Raw genomic sequence first — 18,220 nt, 5'->3', positions numbered from 1 at the left:
ACAGCATCTACGATCTCCAGTTTAAAAGCTAAACTGTAATCTTTTTGGGTCTTTCTTTGATAACCCTTAACTTCCTGTTCTTTCATTTGTTAACACTTTTTGTGTCAACCTATTTTAGGACGTTACACTGAGGTAAAAAAAAAGGGCGACGTTTTAAAACGGTCGCCCTTTACTTTTTATAAAAAATGACGATACGTCAGATCATACAATTTAAATACCCGACGGACAGGCCGAATAAAGCCCTCCAGGAGCACAGTCTACACTGCAGAATAAGAGAACCAAGCCTTGACGAAAAAAAACAACACAGAAGCTTAAAACTTCTTTTTATAGACCGGCTGCCTTTTTAATACTCTCTGGAGTTTCGAATTGCATGTGGCCAACCGCCTTCGGTTTTATTTGCCCATTAATATCGATTGCCACATATGTGGGGAAACCACCACTCGTGTTAAAAGCCGCTCTGATCTTGGCGAGCACGCTATCATCCACAAAAACGTGTGTACCGGGTATTTGCATAGCGGCTACCTTATTCTTCCAGGTATCAAGGGACGAGGCACTGTTGGTACACAGGTAAACATACTCGATGTCGAGGTTCTTGGTCATTTCGCGCAGGTCTTTACTGAACGGAAGATCCGCTATGCACGGCGCGCACCAGGTAGCCCAAATGTCAACAATGATGGCTTTCTTTTGGAATTTGGCTTTAAGATTGGTCACGAACTTATCCGCATCGGCCGAGGCATCTAACTGGTACAATTCGGCACCGAAAGGCAGTTTCACCATCGGAGTGCCCAGATCGGCCTTAACTATCTTGCTCGAGGCAGCGAACAGGCTATCACTGATCCATACTGCCGATATCTCCGACTTGATATTATCCGGGAACGCCTTTTCCCTCACTTGTATAGTGAGGGCCGAACCGTATGGCGCTTTAAATTTACCCAGATAGGCCATCAGCGAATCCTCCTTTTTACGGTCGGCTATCCTGGTCATCATGTAGGCTATGCAAAAAAGTTTAGGTTGGGTCCACGGAAGGACCTCTGTAGTTTTGTCTTTGATCACCCTGAACTGGTATTGATCGGCATTGGACGGGTTAATGCCATTTACCGTTACAATAACACCGGACGAATCGAATATCGGGATACCATACTTGCCTGCATATCCATCGAGGGGCTGTATAGATGTTCTGGGGCCGGGGCCTCTGTAGTTTTTAAGCTGAGGTATCTTTTTGATGGCCTGTTGATGATCGACCGCCAACCTGTTAGAGTAGAACGCCTCCATCAGCAAGCTTTTATACGTAAAAAGGCTACTGTTGTAATTGAATAATGAATTAGAGTAGTATTTGCGGATAGAATCGCCGTGCATGTCGTGCTTAAGAGTGGCATCCAGACTGTCTATACTGATCTCCAGCCGCTGGCCGCGACCGACCGATGCGGTAAAAAGGAAGAATAAAACAAATATAGCGCGACGTGATAGCATGGTTTGTTGATGTATCTACGCCAAAGTAAAAACATAAAACCCGGATACGTACACCCGGGTTTGAATATTGCAGTACTTATTTTGAATTGGACAGTGAATTGCGTCCAACACACATCAACTTAGCCGCAGACGCTATTTAAACGCGCCAGGCGCATTATTTTAGCGCTCTCTTTATCTCGGCCTCGACCAGTGGCTCCATCACTTTATAGCCCGCCAAATTAGGGTGCACGCCATCTGTGCCCAGATCTTTCTTGAGCGAACCATCGGCTTCGGCCATGGCGGTGTGGTAATCGATGTAGCCTAATTTATTGGCCTTGGCATAGTCCTTCAGCATCGCGTTAAGCGTTGCTATTGATGGCCGCGGATCTAAGCCCGGGTGCCAAGTAAAACCGGCGGCGGGCAGTACCGATGATAAGATGACCTTGATACCCGCGTGCTTAGCCAGCTCGGCCATCGAGAAGATGTTACCCGCAACATCCTCTATTTTGGACGGACCTGTATTTTCGGCTATGTCGTTAATACCCGCCAGGATCACCACCACCTTAGGTTTCAAGCTGACCACGTCCCTACGGAAACGCACCAGCATTTGTGGGGTGGTCTGCCCGCCTATGCCACGGTTAACATAGGGTTTACCTTTAAAAAAAACGGGATCGGTATTGCCCCAACCTTCGGTGATGGAGTTGCCCATAAAAACGACCCGCTTCTCCCCTGCCGCCGGCGGCGCTAAACGCTCGTTATCGCCCTCATAACGTTTCATCCAGGCCCAATCTTTATGGATGCGCTCCTCTATCATTTTTTGAAAGTTTGCCCAATCCTGGCCGCGTTTCTTTTCTTCGTCGGTTTGCTGTGCGTGGGCTTGGCTGCTAACGATCAGCAGGCCTAATACCAAAAGTTTATTCAGTTTCATTTAGGTTTATTTTTAAATCGATTTAGCTAATATATAATTTTATCCGATCAATTTACCGAACGCAACAAAGGCTTACGAAATTTTATTTCCGTAAGCCTTTGTGATGATATCGCTATCAGCAAAGATCTAAAACAACATCTCGGCAGGTGGCTTAATACCTTTTAAACGCAGATAAGGCGTAGTTTGGCCACGGTGGTGTGTTTGGTGCTCGAATGCTTTGGCTAAAGCCAGACCTTTGGTAGTTTGCATTCCAAAAAGCTTGATCTCCTGCCCTAACTGATCTGCAGGGATGCTTTGGATCGTTTTGATGGCGTAATCGTAACTATCTAACACGGCTTTGGTCACGGCTTCTTTTGTAGGTTTTACCGCTTTCTCGGCGTTAGCCTCTGCAGGCGGTTTCTGCCCTATCGCGCTTGCCGAAAACATGTAATTTGCCCCGGCCAGGTGCAGCATTTGTTCGGCAAAACTACGCACATCGGGCGTTGCTTTAAACGTGTAGCCATCCTCGGGCATGGCATCTAAATAGGCCTTGGTGTAATTTTTAGCGCGGGTCCACTCGGCAATGTTCTGTTCTTTAGTGATCTGGCCAAAAGCCGTGGTACAGGCCATAGCCAGCATACCGATCAGCAGTGATAATTTTTTCATGTTATTTTTGATGGTTTGTGTGCAGGTAAAATTAGGCAAAAAATAATTGTCATGGCGATTCCCTGATCGTTGGTCGCGGCCCAACAAACGGGATGTTGCCACAATAAAAAAACCCTCAGCATTTGCATGCTGAAGGTTTTTGATACTTGGTATCGCTTAGCTGTCGGGATGGCAGGATTCGAACCTGCGGCCTCCACATCCCAAATGTGGCGCGATACCGGGCTACGCTACATCCCGAAAGGGCTGCAAAAATAGTCTTTAATTTATTATTTCAAAACTTTTTCATCTCAAAATATCAATGCCCGCCAAACATGGCCAGCATATCGGCCAAAGCGTTATCGGCATGCATTAATTCGCCGTTAGCTAACGATTCGCGAGCGGCAACAGCGGCACGGGCACGCATCTGCTCCTCAAATGCCGCGATAGCTTCTTGCAGATGCTTGCATGTATCATCTGTCAAGGCCCTGCTTAGCTCCAAAGCATCCAGCATAGCCATATTAGCTCCCTCTCCGGCAAAGGGTGGCATCACGTGTGCGGCATCGCCTATCATGGTTGCGTTGGGTAAAGCCTGCCAGGTTTGATCTAAAGGCATACAATTGATCGGGCGGGGAATGAAAGGTGTCTCGGCGTTTTGGAACAACTCGTACCAGATGCTACTCCAATCATTGTAAAACTCTTTGAACCAAGTTAGTACTTGCTCATTATCTTTGTAGTTAAGCCCGTTAGTGACTGACCAATCTTCCGGTACTTTTATGCTGGCATAAAATCCCAGATCGCCATTCCCCTTTTGCCCCAGCAACAGATCCTTGCCTTTACCAAAGGCCATGATCTTACCACCTTTAATCAGCTTGCTGACCTGCGGAGCTGACTCCACTGCATTGCGGACATTCCCCTCGAGCATAGTGATGCCCGAGTAGAATGGCTTGATATCCGTGATATATGGCCTGATCTTAGAGTTAGCACCATCGGCCGCGATAACCAGATCGGCATAAACAGAGGCTTTATATTTGAAGTGCAATGACCAGCCTTCGCCTTGTTTATCCATGCCGGTAAAGTGGCTATCCCAAACCACCGTTCTGGGTTTAAGGGAATCTAACAGGATCTTTCTGAGCGTACCCCTATCTATCTCCGGGCGAAAATGTTGGTGACCGAAATTCTCTTCGGGCTTATCGTGATCGCTGAAATACACCTGCGCTTGGGCATCTGTGATCAGCTTCCTATCGGCACCGGGAAGAAAATTTTGCTTAAAGGCCTCTAACAGACCGGCCTCCCGCAGGGCGGCCATACCCGAATGTTCGTGCAGGTCCAGTGGCGAACCCTGCACACGGGCATTTTGGTCGGCGTCCCGTTCATATAACGTCACATCGACGCCTTTCAATTGCAGTAATTTGGCCAATGTTAAGCCACCCGGACCACCGCCCACAATAGCTACTTGTTTATCTTTTAATAACATACCGTATCAATTAAGTACGGCACAAAATTATTGCTGTTTCAAAAGGGATAATAGTAAAAATCGGTCGTTTTGATTACGGGATAATTCTTTGGGTATTACGCCCGAAAACTTTTTTATCTCTTTAATAAAATAGGCCTGATCAGTAAAATCAAGTTCGGGAAATAGCTTGCCGTTGGCGATGTGTTTAAGCGACGCCCTGAAGCGCAGGATATTGCAATAAGATTTTAACGACAGGCCGAAACGCTGATCGAAATAACGGTTGATCTGACGGGAACTCCACCCTACTTGATCTGCCAACGCTGCCACAGAAAGTTCCCCATTGGATGAGTAGATGAGGTCGAATAACTTCAATTTCCGGCTGTCGATATCAACTGGTAATAAGGCTTTTATCTTGTTCGATACTTTCTGATAGAATGCATTCAGGTCACCCGAAATATCGACATCAAAACCGAGGTAACCAATAGGTAATTCCCTTGCACTGTTCAAGATATCGGCTATAGAGGTCTGCAGAATATATTCGACCGCCAGCGGTTTAAAACTGATCACAAAAGCCTTGGTCTGCGGTGGCACAAAGCGTTGTTCGGGAGCGGTCTCTAAACCTATAAGCAGCACCTGAAATGGCCCGCCGCCGTTCTTCCAAAAGAACAGATCGATACGGCCATCGGGTAATACCACCACTTCTTTTGTTTCGGCAGAGGTATTGTGGAACATCCCGATATTCTCGACGAAAGCAGCTATCGACGGGTCCGGTTCAAGAAAGTTCAGTAAGAAGCCGTTGTCCATGATCGAAAATAGCAGAATGTTATCAAACAAAAAACCCTCAGCATTTGCATGCTGAGGGTTTTTGATACTTGGTACCGCTTTAGTCGGGATGGCAGGATTCGAACCTGCGGCCTCCACATCCCAAATGTGGCGCGATACCGGGCTACGCTACATCCCGTTCTTCCGTTTCGGTGTGCAAAGATAGGTTAAATTTCACTCCATCCAACTAATTTTAAATAAAATTAGCGTTAAAACCGCGTTAAATACCGAGCAGCTTGTAAGTCAGCATTTTAATTTTCATTAACATTAAGAATAATGTTACGGCCTATTCTATACCTCTAAATACCGCTGATGTTGCGAGATCCGTTGAGCTGCGATGAACCATGAATTTTTGACCAACAAAATACCACATGACCCTAAACGTCATTACAGCCGATGTGGCGCATTTTAAAAACCCCGCAACAACTATATCAACCCATTGTCATATACTCCAGCAGAAGCGCTCTTATAAAGCCAATTTTTGGCCACCCCGGCAAGACTTTTCTAAAATGTGCAATTTCGTCACGAATATTTCCGATTTCGTGATCACCAGCCGCAAAACACAAAACCCCGACCAGATCTGAATGGATCCGGTCGGGGTTAAAAATATTTCGAGATCTAAAGGCTTACGCCAACAAGTGCGGCTTGGCCTTGTAGGTCTCCCACAAAAATTCGCCGAACAAAGTGTTAGCCCAAGCGAACCATTTACGGGTGAAATTCTTGGCATCGTCTTTATGGAAGCTCTCGTGCATAAAGCCGGTATCACCATGAGCGTTCTTTAGCATGGTAATGCATTGTTTGATCTCGGCATCGTTAGTACTGGTCATCCCGCGGATGATGATACTCAATGGCCAGATCATATCTTTACCAACGTGCGGGCCACCAATGCCCTCGCCTGCCTTACCTTTAAAGAAGAAAGGGTTATTGGCCGACAGCAACATCTTACGGGTATTCAGGTAAACCGGATCTGTTTTAGGCATCGCATCAAGGTATGGCAAACCTAACAGGCTTGGCACATTAGCATCGTCCATTAAAACGTAGCTGCCAAAACCGTTAACCTCGTAAGCGTAAACTTTGCCAAAGGTTGGGTGATTAATCACGGCATGTTTTTTTAGGGCGGCATCAACTTCGGTAGCCAGGGCGCGCAGGTCAGTTGCCAGCGCATTGTCTTTGCTGATGGTGCTTACCATCTCGGCCGCTTGTCTTAAACTGGTCACCGCGAAGAAATTTGACGGGATCAGGTACAGGAATATCGTAGCATCATCACTCGGGCGGAAAGTTGAACATATCAAACCTACAGGTTTTACCGGATAACCGTAACCGGCCATCGGCACACCATCAGTTGCCCATGATGTACGGCGTTGGAAACTGTACGGGCCTTGGTTTGTTTTACGCTGTTGTTCCTTAAAGGTTTTCAAGATCATAGCGATAGACGACTTCCAGGTATCTGTAAACGGAGAGGTATCACCGGTGATCTTCCAATATTTATAAGCCAAGCGGATAGGATAACAAAGTGAATCTATCTCCCATTTACGCTCGTGCAAGCCCGGTTGCATTTTGGTCTCGTCTTTAGACCACTCGCCTACTTTATTAGGGTCATCGTAAAAGGCATTGGCGTAAGGGTCTTTCAATACACACTCGGCCTGGCGGTTGATCACGCCGGCGACCAGGTTACGCAATTTTGAATCTTGCTTAACAAAGTGCAGGTAAGGATACACCTGGGCGCTGCTATCGCGCAACCACATGGCATCGATATCGCCGGTGATCACGTAGGTATCAGGTTTGCCGCCTTTCTCGCGCGCGGTAACCGTGGTATCTAAAGTGTTTGGGAAACAGTTATTGAACAACCAGGCCAGCTCAGGGTCTTTCACCTTGCTTTGGAATTCCTGAATTGCAGCCTCAACAGCGGTGCTGGTGAAGTTGCGCTCTTTAACCCTTACCACAGGGTAAGCCGGGGCAGCCGCGAATGATGGCAATTTGTTCACCATTACTGCCGATGCCAGCAGACTGGTGTTGCGTAAAAAAGTTCGTCTTTGCATGGTATATAAAAACTCGTTTTCGAGGTTAAGTTTTGAGTTTACGGGTACAAGTTAACAATTATGCTTTTACCTTATAAAATTTAGATCCAAAAAGAAAGATAACCGCATAGCAAATGATCGGCAAGTAGTAGGCCGATGCTACACCGTGATGGTCGGCAACGAAACCCATTGCGAACGGAAAGAATGCACCGCCCACTACACCCATCGAAATGAATGAAGCTCCTTGTTGGGTCTTTTCGCCCAGGTTTTTCAAGCCCAAGCTAAAGATAGTAGGGAACATGATACTGAAGAAGAAATTGATCAGTAACAAAGCCACGAACGATATCGTGCCTAAGTCTTGCGCTACAATGATGCACATCAGGATATTACCCAATGCAAAAGCAGCCAGTAATTTATTAGGGGCGATAAAACGCATCAGGAACGTACCGATGAAACGGCCGGCAAGCATCATACCCATAAATAATACCATGTAGTTGCCTGCTACCTCATCACTGAAACCCATTTTTTCGTGACCGTAATTAATAAAAAAGGCCCAGGTGCCTGCTTGAGCTGCAACGTTAAAAAATTGCGCTAAAACCGCCCAGGAGAAATGGCGATGACTGAACAAGCTCTTTTTGGGGGCCAGATCAACGTTCGCAGCGTCGGCATCAGTACCTTTGGTCGCATGCGGGTCTACCGTATCCGGAACCTTTACCATTGCAAAAGATATAGCAACACACAAAATAACAGCGCCAATAACGCCGTAAAGGATCTTAACCGAGGTTAGATCTGTACTACCTTCAACGTTATTACGTAACAAAAAATAGCTGCCGATCTTTGGGCCAAGCATTGCACCCACGGCGTTAAAGGCTTGTGCAAAGTTAATACGCTGATCACTGGTACGCTGATCGCCTAACGAAGCCACGAATGGGTGGGCAACTGTTTCTAAGGTAGACAGGCCGCAACCCAAAATGAACAAAGCCATCCCGAAGAAAGCGAACGACGACAGATTTGCCGCGGGTATAAAAAGGAAAGCGCCACCGGCAAATAATGATAAGCCCAATAATACCCCGCTCTTGTATCCAAATTTTTTCATGAACAACCCGGCCGGGATACCCATTACGCCATAAGCACCAAATACCGCAAACTGCACAAAAGCTGATTGTGTGCGCGATAGGCTTAGCGTGTGCTGAAAGTGTTTATTCAGAACGTCGGCCATGGTAATGGCGATCCCCCAGAACATAAAAAGGGAAGTAACGAACGTGATAGTGACGAAAAATCGATTTTCGGTAAAAGCCGCTTTTTGCTGCTCCATGGTAAGGTAATTAGTTTTTTTGGTAAATAAATTGGTTAAGCGGCCGAGCCGGTCATGGCGACAGGACGGCTAACGAACATCCCGGCTGATTAGGCCTAAAAGATGAACAGGTCTGTTAAAATTTGTTGAAGATATATAAATCGACTGAAAACCAAGTAAGATATTTGAAATAGTGCCGGCAGGTGTACCTTTTGTGTTACGGCGGGCGCATTTTTAACATCAATACCTATATTAGCCCGCTACACTATTCAAACCTACTATGATGAAAAGATCATTCATGATCCTGTGCACTGTTCTTTATTGCTTTGCCGTTAAAGCGCAAACCAAAGAACCTACCACTTACAAAACTGCAAAAGGCATCAGCTATTATGCCGATACTACCACGCTTGATCAATACGCGCGCATTACCTGCAAGTTAGATATCTACTACCCTACCAACATCAAAAATTTCCCGACCGTGATCTGGTTTCACGGCGGCGGTTTGACCGGCGGCGGCTTGGAGGTGCCCAAAGCGCTAATGGAAAAAGGTTTCGCGGTGATCGGCGTCGGTTACCGTTTATCGCCAAAGGTTAAAGCACCTGCCTACATCAACGATGCTACCGCCGCTACAGCCTGGGCATTTAAGCATATTGCTGAATACGGAGGCCGTAATGATCTGATCTTTATGTCGGGCCACTCGGCAGGTGGTTATCTGGATATGATGGTGACTTTAGACAAGAGCAACTTAGCCGCTTACGGCATCGATGCCAATAAAATTGCCGGACTGATACCCTTCAGTTCGCAATGCATCACTCATTTTACCGTACGGAAAGAGGAAGGTATAGCAGAGACACAACCCGCCATAGACGGTTACGCTCCCCTGCAATATATCCGTGCCGATGCCCCGCCAACCATCCTGATCACCGGCGACCGCGAGATGGAACTACTGGGCCGATACGAAGAGAATGCCTACACTTGGCGCGTATTTAAATTGAAAGGACACAAGAACGTGCGCCTATACGAACTACAAGGCTACGACCACGGCGGCATGGCCGAGCCGGCTTTCCCGATGCTGGTAAGAGAAGTAAGGGCATTGACGAAGGCTATTGTTGACCCAAAATCGGTGAAGAAATAAACACGACTTAAAAGACTTACGAAGTTTCAAAAACTTCGTAAGTCTAACCTTCTATACTTTCACCCCTTCTCCACAAAATCTTTCAAGCTGATACCCAGGATATGATTCCAACCACCGTTGAAGCTTTCGCGGGCGAATGATGGCAGGTGGCTTGGGAAATTCTCTAAGCCGACGTGGGTAATGCGCACCAGTGTACGGTCACCTTCAGGAAACAACTCGAATGATACTTCCGACTCGCCCTTATGGAACTCTGGATAAGCCCAGGTGTAAGCCAACTTTTTGCCGGGGATGACCTCGGTTATTACGCAGCGGTGCAGGTAGACCTGGGTTTCGTCGCCGCCTTCAAACTCGAAGGTGAAGCCAACCTCGGCCTTAAATTCTTCTAATTGAAAATACCATTGTTTGATCTTGTTGATATCGCTCAGCGCCTCCCATATCTTAGTGGCAGGGGCATTTAATACACGTTCAACAATTAGCGGTTCGGATGTTTGTGATGTACTCTCCATACTCTTTGGTTTTAAAGTTTATTTGTCGTTGTCTAAGGCCAGGAAATTTTCAAGGTCATCCAGTTTAGCATTCCAAAATTTGCGGTATTGCTCCACCCAGATGGACACCTCTTTCAGCTTTTTGTAGTTGGGGCGGCAATAGCGCTCCCTTCCCTCCTGCTTAATGCTTATCAGCCCGCACTCGGTTAGTATCTTGATATGCTTAGATATGGCAGGTCGGCTTACATCGAATTTATCTGCTATCGCGTTCAAATTCATCTGCTCGGCAGCTAACATGCCTATGATCTGCCTGCGGGTGGGGTCGGCTATCGCCTGGAATACGTCTCGTCTCATGCTTAATAAGTAACCGTTCGGTTACAAGTATAAATGAAACCTTTTGGTTACGCAAATAATTTTTCAATAAACAAAGAACGGCTCTCCGTTGCCGGAAAGCCGTTCTTAATATCTTTTAGAAAAGGGTATAGCTTACTTAACTACAAGTACGCCATCGGCCATAATTTCCGAGCCTTTTTTAGGCTCTTTAATAGCAGCTATTTCTTCTTTGCTTTTACCAAGGTCTTTTGCGTAGTGTTGCAGGTCCTCAACCGATGTAGTGGTCACTTTAGCAGTACCGTCAAGCACTACAGTTTTACCTACGATGTTTTGCGGCATAAAGAAAGCGTAGTCTGTAAAGCGCACCATTACGGTCTCGTTGTTGGCTTGCTCTAATTTCATAAAGCAACCTTTTTTAGTGCAAACCTGTACAACCTTACCGGTGATCTGGCCTTTGTAAACCGAGTCGCCTTTAAATGCTTTAGGTAATTCTTGCACAGCGATAGCATTAGCCGCAACAGCGCCTTTACCATAAGTTACGCCGGGTGCAGCCGGAGTAATGGCACTTTGTTGTGCTTTAGCGCCTACTGTTAACAGTGAAGCAAAAGCGAACATTAAAATAGCTTTCATATTGTATTTATTGATGAGTTGTTAATATCTGCATCAAAATTAGGCATTTATCTTTACAGGGCAAAATTGTTGTGACAAAGGAGTTTCCGGCACATATACAACTTTTGGCTATAGATCTATAAAAACCATATCCGCAAGCACCATGTTGCTTTAAAAGAAATTTTTGCCGTATAAGAAAGTATTGCAACGGTTAAATATTGCGATACCTCTTACTCGGAGCATCAACCGCCTATGATAAATTTAAGAAAGATACCTGTATTACGTTATGGCCTTATCGTCCTTTTGGTCAGTGTGTTGTTTACAGGGGCATTCTTTTTATATATGCGCTATACCAGCGCTAAAAAACTGGAAGGCAGCATTGCCAAACTGATCACCGCCCGCCAAAACACCGACTTGATAGACAGCTGCTTACTCAATCTTTACGCAGCCGACAACAATAGCCGCCTTTATGCCCTCACCGGCGACAAAAAATACGTTAAAGAATTTTCGTTACAGCTAAAAAAGTTAAATACTCTTTTAACCCGCGTTAAATTTAGCGACCCGGGCATCACCAATATTGGGGCAGAGAATGTAAAAAAACTACTTGCCGAAAAAACCACTAAGACCACCAGCTATGTGCAATTTCGCAGATTAACAGATAGCCTGATCGGCACTACTGGGCGCATGGACAGCACTATGGCTTTCAGTAAAATGAAGATTGCCGTGCCTGTTAAAGAGACCGTAAAAACTACTACACACGTTGACACACTGCCAAAGTTAACAGCCGGGTCGACCGCCGCACCACGGAAAAAGTTCTTTGGGCGCATGATCGCCGCCATCACCGGTAAAAACAAAAAGGTACCGAAAGCCGAGGACTCGCTGATCGTAAAGACCGACACCGTAAAAACCATATCGACCGCCGCCCGCACCGTTTACGCCCCACTACCTAAAAAGACCCGAGCCCATTACCGCAAACTTTACGTAGCTAATAACGAACTGAGGCACAACGAGCACGAGATCCTGCTCATTAACAGTAATCTGGTCATCAGTATCATATCCGAGTTAAAGCACTACAAGGCCATGGAGATGAATTATTCGGCCCAGAGCAAGGCCGAATTGAGCGGGAAGATCACCAACGTTTTTGACGAATACGATTCGCTGTCTAAAATGACACTGATCGCCCTGATCGCTTTGATATGCATCGTCCTTTACAATGTATGGAAGATATTCGAGAATCAGCGCAAAACCATTATCGAGGCCGACCGCGACCGCGAATATGCCGATAACAAAAGCCGTTTTATGGCCAGCATGAGCCACGAGATACGTACACCGCTTAATTCGGTGATCGGTTTTTCGGAGCAGTTAAGTTCCAGTATCCTTGACCCGGCGCAGACCGAGCAAGTGAACGCCATCCGCAGTTCGTCGCATATGCTGTTGGAGGTAGTTAACGAGATACTGGACCTGGCTAAGTACGAAACGGGCAAAATGTCGTTCGAGCAACAGCCATTCATGATAACCGATGCTTTGAATGATGCGCTGCACACGGTCCACATACAGGCATCTAAAAAAGGCCTGATGCTTGCCAAAAACATTAATATCGACGATGATCTATGCTTTAGGGGCGATGTGATCCGCCTTAAACAGGTAGTGGTTAATTTATTGGTGAACGCTATTAAATTCACCCAGCAAGGCGAGGTTTTACTGCAGGCGATGGTCATGCCGAATAAGGACGGCCGGGCTATATTGAAGATCCGCATAAAAGATACCGGCATCGGCATCAAAAAAGCCGACATACCTACCTTATTCGACGAGTTTACACAAGTGGCCGACGCGCAGAAAGTGACCCGCCACAAAGGTACCGGGCTCGGTTTGGCCATCTGCAAAAAGATAATTGACTTGCAGGGCGGTCATATTAAAGTGATCAGCGAGATGGGCAAAGGATCTGTGTTCAGCTTTGAGTTGCCATTTGGTTTGGCAGACAAAGCGCAATGTGCGGTTACAGAAACCATAAGCCATACAGAACTATTGGAAAAAGTATCGGGCGCGAAAGTATTAATGGCCGAGGATAACAACCTTAACGTGTTGTTAGCTAAAACGATACTTAAGAAATGGAAGATAGATGTGGACGTAGCCAACGATGGACAGGAAGCCTTAGAACTATTCCGTGCTAACACCTACGATATAGTACTGACCGACATCCAGATGCCGATAATGGGCGGTATAGAACTATTGGCCAACATTAGACAGGAACAAAATACGCTTAAAGCAGAGATGCCGGTGATCGTAATGACGGCTAACGTATTAAAAGAAGACCGCGATAAGTACTTTGTGGCCGGTGCCGACGATATTGTGCTTAAACCGTTTAAAGAGCACGACCTGATAGAAAAGATCGCCCTGAGGTTAAAGACCAAAATAGCCGACACCAACCGCTTATTATTCCGCTACGGGTGATGACGGGGCGGATGCACCGCCCTGGTCAGCGTTAGGGGCATTGCCACCATCACCGCTCTTCTTCTTGCGCGGCCATTTACGCTTTTTGTTGTTGGGCTTTTTAGGCGCCTGTTCGCCACCTTCGGTAGCCACAACTGCAGGCCCCTCGGCATTATCGCCTTCCGGCTTAGGGGCATACGTTTTAGGTGGACGGTTACCATCCGGCTTAGGGCCACGGTTACCGCCACCATTTCTGTTTGCATTACCTTTTCCGGCAGGGCGCTTACCATGGCGATCATTACCTCTGCTATCTTTAGAACGCTCGTCAGCCAGGCCGGGACCTTCCCCTAATTCTTCGGGCAGTGGGGTTTGTGGTACAGGTTTACCGATCATTGCTTCAATACGGCGTAATTTATGCTCGTCGCGGCTATTGATCAGCGTGATAGCTGTACCTTTGGTCTCGGCACGCGCGGTACGGCCAATGCGGTGGATATAATCCTCGGGATCGGGCGGTGCATCATAGTTGATCACCAGGTCGATACCTTCCACATCGATACCACGCGAAAGCGCATCGGTACCAATAATGATCGGCAGTTTTTTATTCTTGAAATCGCGCAGGATCTCTTCCCTTTCAGATTGTTTAAAATCCGAACTGAACGGACTTACATCCAACTTGGCGCGCTTTAATTCTTTGTAAACCTCTTTAACTTTATCCTTTGTAGACGAAAAGATGATCGTACTTAAATACTTGCCATCCTTTAACAGCAATTTGATCAACGGTATCTTTTGGCTATCGAACACCCGGTAAACCTGCTGATCTATACCGACCGCAGGTTGCGATATGGCAATATTGATCTGCTCCGGTTCGCGCATGATGGTATTAGCTAACTGGCGAATGCGTGGTGGCATAGTAGCCGAAAACAAAAGCGTTTGACGCTCGGCCGGCAAATAACGGATAATGCGGACGATATCATCGTAAAAACCCATATCCAGCATGCGGTCCGCCTCGTCAAGCACCAGGTGTTTTACTTTATCCAGTTTCAATACACCTGATGTAAGGTGGGCGATCAAACGGCCCGGGGTAGCTACTACCAGGTTAACACCATTTTGAATAGCGCGGCGCTGCTGCTCGTAAACGATACCATCGCCGCCACCAAAGATCGCTACCGAACTGATGCCTGTAAAGTAAGCTAAACCTTCCACCTGCTGATCTATCTGTTGGGCCAACTCACGCGTTGGGGCCAGGATCAGGGTGTTAGTATAGTCTTTATGTTCCTCTTCTATCTGGTTAAGCACGGGCAACAGGTATGATGCTGTTTTACCGGTACCTGTTTGGGCGCAGGCGATCAGGTCTTTACCGGTCATTATCACCGGGATCGCTAAAGCTTGTATGGGGGTTGGGGTTTTAAAACCCATGGCATTAAGGCCTTCGGCCAAATGCTCGTTAAAGTTAAGTTCGTCGAAAGTCACTATCTGTATTTATGCAAAGTTGGCAAGATAGTAATTTTTAACGGGCTTAATGATTAACTGTCCGGTGATCGACCCTTAAAATTATCAGGGTAGTATGCGGGATATCAAAAGCTTTACTACTTTTACCTCTCAACGCAACTTAATACTTATCATGGATACCAACCTTTATTGCAGCACTTACGATGCACTTTTAAAAGACCGCTTAGTACATCTTAGCAACTATCCGCAGTTTTTACCCTTTATAGGCAATGCTTGGGAGGGTCAACAGAACAGGATATTATTAATTGCCGAAAGTCACTATTTACCTTCTAAAAGTAACGGCAAAAGCAGCAGCCAAACCTGGTACGACGGGAATAAGTCTTTGCTATCTGAACGCGAGCGCGGTTGGACCAACACACGCGGCATAGTCGAATGGGCCGATGGTTATGCGTTAGATAAAACGAAATTTTCGAAAGGCCACAGTATCTTTTACAACATTAAGAACGCCGTGTTCGATGCACGCAACATATCTAAAAAAGACAAGTATCTTTTTCATCAATTTGGCTACTACAATTATTTCCAGCGTCCGGCCGAAGAGACAGGGGCCAGCATCCAATTATCCGGTAACGACTACCGAATTGCCTATAACACTATTAAGGCAATAGCCGAGATAGCGCAACCGACCGACTTGATCTTCGTCAGCAAAAAAGCTTACAACAGTTTTATACACTGGCGCAATAAAGAGGCAGACGGCATATTTACGAACATAAGGTCTCATTCGGTACCACACCCGGCAAGTGCCTGGTGGAATAGACCACACAATGCCTGTGATGGAAAAAGCGGGAAACAAAAATTTATCGATATCATCCAAAAGATAGATGGGCTGATAGAATCAGTTGTTTAGTCCGGCATCCCCCAAAAACCTAAAATATATTGCCCGCCTTCGGTTAATTTAGCTTAATTTGGCTTTCCGATAATTTGCTAAAGAATGACCTATTGCTTAGGAATAAAAGTTAAACAAGGGCTGATCGCCATAGCCGATACACGTATCACATCAGGTACCGATACCACTACCAAAAAGAAAGTATGGGTTTACCAGAAAGATAACTGCTCGCTTTTTATTATGACCAGCGGCCTGCGCTCGGTGCGCGACAAAGCCATGGTGTACTTTGACGAGCTAATGGAGCAGAATGAATACAACAAGATGTATAAGGCAGTTAATGCCTACGGAGAGCAGATAAAACGCGTTGCCGCCGAGGACCGCGCCACACTGGAAAAAGCGGGTTTTAAATTTGATCTGAATACCATTATTGGTGGTCAGTTAAAAGATGACGATGAGCATAAACTTTTCCTCCTTTATCCCGAAGGTAACTGGGTAGAACTGGGCAGCGGCGCTCCTTTCATGATCATTGGCAATTCCGGTCACGGTAAGCCGATATTGAACCGGGTGCTACGCGAGGATTCTTCTATGCGATTAGCTTTAAAAGTCGGCTTTTTGTCATTTGACAGCACACGCGTAAGCTCGAACAATGTAGACTTCCCTATCGACGTTGTATTGTATAAGAAAGACTCTTTCGAGATCGTTGAACAACGTTACGAGAAAAAAGACCTGGAATATATATCCGACCAATGGGCGCAGGAATTAAGCACTGCATTGCAAAACGTTGGTGAGGACTGGATGGAAAAAGCGTTCCACAATTTACCTGAAACTGCTATATGAAATTGAACGTTACAGCCCAACTGAATTATGTTGTTAAGTCGGCAAGTACGATCATTTTAAATATTCATGCGCTAAAAACCGCGGACCAGCAAGTACTGCAAGAAACCTTTACCACCACCCCGGAGGTTAAGATGGAAGAACTGCAAAATGTTGGCGGCGAGAACCGTTTTATGCGTTTGGATATTACCCAGCCTTGCGAACTTACTGTTAATTACGACGCTATTGTAAATAACGCTTACAAAATAATAGACCATAGGGACACTAAAGGGATAGCCATGGCGGATCTGGAGCCGGCCGTATTCCCTTTTTTAAATCAAAGCAGGTATTGCCAATCTGATAAACTATACCGGATAGCCGGCCACATGTTCGGTGATATATCCAGCCCTTTCGAGCAAGTAAAAGCGCTGACCAATTGGATAAATACCAACGTACTTTACCTGAGCGGATCCAGTAACGCGCAGACGTCAGCTTACGAAACCGTTACCGAACAAGCCGGCGTATGCCGTGATTTTGCACACTTGGGCATAGCCCTTTGTCGCGCACTCACCATCCCCGCAAGATATTTTACGGGCTATGCCTACAAGCTAAATCCGGCAGATTTTCACGCTTGTTTTGAGGCCTACATTGGCGGCGAATGGGTGCTTTTTGACGCGACAGGCTTAGCCCCGCTTAATGGAATGGTAAAAATAGCCACCGGCCGTGATGCTGCCGATGCACCTGTATCCAATCTTTTTGGTGACGTATACGGAACCGGCATAAAAGTAAATTGTGAGCTGATAGAAGGAGATTTCAAGTCTTACTTTTACCCTAAAAACAGATTTGAAGGCATTACTTATTTGTAGATAGATGGGGGCGGTAAAGATCAATTTTTCTGATAGCTGGTATCAAGATCTGCAAACATCGTCTGGTGATGCTTTGGCTTCGTTTCAACAGATATTGGCTGACAATGAAAGCATCAGGGCACAACTTCAAAACTATCATAGCGACGAAGACGGTGCTCCTATCGTCCCATCATACGATATCATTTCTGCCGACTTTGACCCCATTAAAAACACCGGACAGGTACGCTTTGCTTACCATGTAGAGTTCACCTTTGCTTGCGCCGATAAACGGGCAGAGACCAGACATACAGAGACAAGCAATTTTACTATCGACCCTGCCGATCAGACCCTTACCGTGTTCATTCATGATAAGATCAGCAGGGATAGTTTTGAGGAGTTTTGATCCCTCGCCCCCCTAAAGGACGTAGCCATAAACATAAGCTTTATCTACCTATTTGTCATCCTGAAGCGCAGCTAAGGTGACAACTGTTCGTACAACTGACTTCAGTCTGCGACGACTGAAACCTTGAAATGAAACAAGTTTTGCGAGAACAGAAAGTCAAAACCACGGGTATGCCCCTAAGGGGTAAATAGCATCGTTGATAATGAACATCACCTACCTATTTATATCTATGCAATGTATTGACTAT

Annotated in this window: 17 protein-coding genes and 2 tRNA genes; 6 read left to right on the top strand and 13 right to left on the bottom strand. The window is 46.1% G+C overall.

The window, feature by feature from the left end; genetic code table 11:
- Positions 1-324: 324 nt before the first annotated feature.
- From IRJ16_RS22550 to fucP, 9 genes are all read right to left on the bottom strand, one after another.
- Entirely contained in the window at positions 325-1,470 is a 1,146-nt protein-coding gene (locus IRJ16_RS22550; RefSeq protein ID WP_194114183.1) for a TlpA family protein disulfide reductase, read from the bottom strand.
- A gap of 154 nt (positions 1,471-1,624) precedes the next feature.
- Positions 1,625-2,377 (bottom strand): SGNH/GDSL hydrolase family protein, encoded by a 753-nt coding sequence (locus IRJ16_RS22545; protein WP_194114182.1) that lies wholly within the window; start codon positions 2,375-2,377, stop codon positions 1,625-1,627.
- A gap of 126 nt (positions 2,378-2,503) precedes the next feature.
- The gene (locus tag IRJ16_RS22540) at positions 2,504-3,022 is read right to left on the bottom strand and encodes a DinB family protein (RefSeq protein ID WP_194114181.1); all 519 of its coding nucleotides are present in this window, start codon (positions 3,020-3,022) and stop codon (positions 2,504-2,506) included.
- A gap of 163 nt (positions 3,023-3,185) precedes the next feature.
- Positions 3,186-3,259: transfer RNA gene (locus IRJ16_RS22535), tRNA-Pro, on the bottom strand.
- A gap of 58 nt (positions 3,260-3,317) precedes the next feature.
- Entirely contained in the window at positions 3,318-4,475 is a 1,158-nt protein-coding gene (locus IRJ16_RS22530) for an FAD-dependent oxidoreductase (RefSeq protein WP_194114180.1), read from the bottom strand.
- Between the two features lie 27 nt (positions 4,476-4,502).
- Positions 4,503-5,258, bottom strand: coding sequence for a helix-turn-helix domain-containing protein (locus IRJ16_RS22525; RefSeq protein ID WP_194114179.1), 756 nt, complete (start codon positions 5,256-5,258; stop codon positions 4,503-4,505).
- An 83-nt stretch (positions 5,259-5,341) separates the two neighbouring features.
- Positions 5,342-5,415 (bottom strand) — tRNA-Pro (locus IRJ16_RS22520).
- A gap of 487 nt (positions 5,416-5,902) precedes the next feature.
- Entirely contained in the window at positions 5,903-7,315 is a 1,413-nt protein-coding gene (locus IRJ16_RS22515; RefSeq protein WP_194114178.1) for a glycoside hydrolase family 125 protein, read from the bottom strand.
- A gap of 58 nt (positions 7,316-7,373) precedes the next feature.
- On the bottom strand, positions 7,374-8,609 hold the full coding sequence (gene fucP / locus IRJ16_RS22510) for an L-fucose:H+ symporter permease (RefSeq protein ID WP_194114177.1): 1,236 nt from the start codon (positions 8,607-8,609) through the stop codon (positions 7,374-7,376).
- A 262-nt stretch (positions 8,610-8,871) separates the two neighbouring features.
- Between fucP and IRJ16_RS22505 the strand changes: the two genes are divergently transcribed.
- A complete protein-coding gene (locus IRJ16_RS22505) occupies positions 8,872-9,723 on the top strand; it encodes an alpha/beta hydrolase (RefSeq protein ID WP_194114176.1) in 852 nt (283 codons plus the stop codon).
- Positions 9,724-9,782: 59 nt separating this feature from the next.
- Here IRJ16_RS22505 and IRJ16_RS22500 read toward each other — a convergent pair whose 3' ends face one another.
- The 3 genes from IRJ16_RS22500 to IRJ16_RS22490 all read right to left on the bottom strand — a co-directional run bounded on the left by IRJ16_RS22500 (position 9,783) and on the right by IRJ16_RS22490 (position 11,171).
- A complete protein-coding gene (locus tag IRJ16_RS22500; RefSeq protein WP_194114175.1) occupies positions 9,783-10,229 on the bottom strand; it encodes an SRPBCC family protein in 447 nt (148 codons plus the stop codon).
- Between the two features lie 18 nt (positions 10,230-10,247).
- Positions 10,248-10,562: an ArsR/SmtB family transcription factor gene (locus IRJ16_RS22495; protein WP_194114174.1), complete on the bottom strand. Its 315-nt coding sequence runs from the start codon at positions 10,560-10,562 to the stop codon at positions 10,248-10,250.
- A 132-nt stretch (positions 10,563-10,694) separates the two neighbouring features.
- Complete coding sequence (locus IRJ16_RS22490) at positions 10,695-11,171, bottom strand: DUF4920 domain-containing protein (RefSeq protein WP_194114173.1); 477 nt, start codon at positions 11,169-11,171, stop codon at positions 10,695-10,697.
- A 231-nt stretch (positions 11,172-11,402) separates the two neighbouring features.
- Here IRJ16_RS22490 and IRJ16_RS22485 point away from each other — a divergent pair, with 231 nt between their 5' ends.
- Positions 11,403-13,601 carry a response regulator gene (locus IRJ16_RS22485; RefSeq protein ID WP_194114172.1) on the top strand — a complete coding sequence of 733 codons (2,199 nt, stop codon included), beginning with the start codon at positions 11,403-11,405 and terminating at the stop codon, positions 13,599-13,601.
- Here IRJ16_RS22485 and IRJ16_RS22480 read toward each other — a convergent pair.
- The gene (locus IRJ16_RS22480; protein WP_317174025.1) at positions 13,584-15,050 is read right to left on the bottom strand and encodes a DEAD/DEAH box helicase; all 1,467 of its coding nucleotides are present in this window, start codon (positions 15,048-15,050) and stop codon (positions 13,584-13,586) included. The genes IRJ16_RS22485 and IRJ16_RS22480 overlap by 18 nt on opposite strands.
- Positions 15,051-15,201: 151 nt before the next feature.
- Between IRJ16_RS22480 and IRJ16_RS22475 the strand changes: the two genes are divergently transcribed.
- The 4 genes from IRJ16_RS22475 (at position 15,202) to IRJ16_RS22460 (ending at position 17,973) form a co-directional block, all read left to right on the top strand.
- Complete coding sequence (locus IRJ16_RS22475; protein WP_194114171.1) at positions 15,202-15,933, top strand: hypothetical protein; 732 nt, start codon at positions 15,202-15,204, stop codon at positions 15,931-15,933.
- Between the two features lie 84 nt (positions 15,934-16,017).
- On the top strand, positions 16,018-16,749 hold the full coding sequence (locus tag IRJ16_RS22470) for a peptidase (protein WP_194114170.1): 732 nt from the start codon (positions 16,018-16,020) through the stop codon (positions 16,747-16,749).
- On the top strand, positions 16,746-17,591 hold the full coding sequence (locus IRJ16_RS22465; RefSeq protein ID WP_194114169.1) for a transglutaminase-like domain-containing protein: 846 nt from the start codon (positions 16,746-16,748) through the stop codon (positions 17,589-17,591). Before IRJ16_RS22470 ends, IRJ16_RS22465 begins: the two co-directional genes overlap by 4 nt.
- Positions 17,592-17,595: 4 nt before the next feature.
- Complete coding sequence (locus IRJ16_RS22460) at positions 17,596-17,973, top strand: hypothetical protein (RefSeq protein ID WP_194114168.1); 378 nt, start codon at positions 17,596-17,598, stop codon at positions 17,971-17,973.
- Positions 17,974-18,220: the final 247 nt, after the last annotated feature.

The sequence above is a fragment of the Mucilaginibacter myungsuensis genome, assembly GCF_015222005.1.
Taxonomy (GTDB): Bacteria; Bacteroidota; Bacteroidia; order Sphingobacteriales; family Sphingobacteriaceae; genus Mucilaginibacter; species Mucilaginibacter myungsuensis.
The sequence above is the reverse complement of the archived record's forward strand: the minus strand, read 5'-3'. Positions and strand labels throughout refer to the sequence as shown.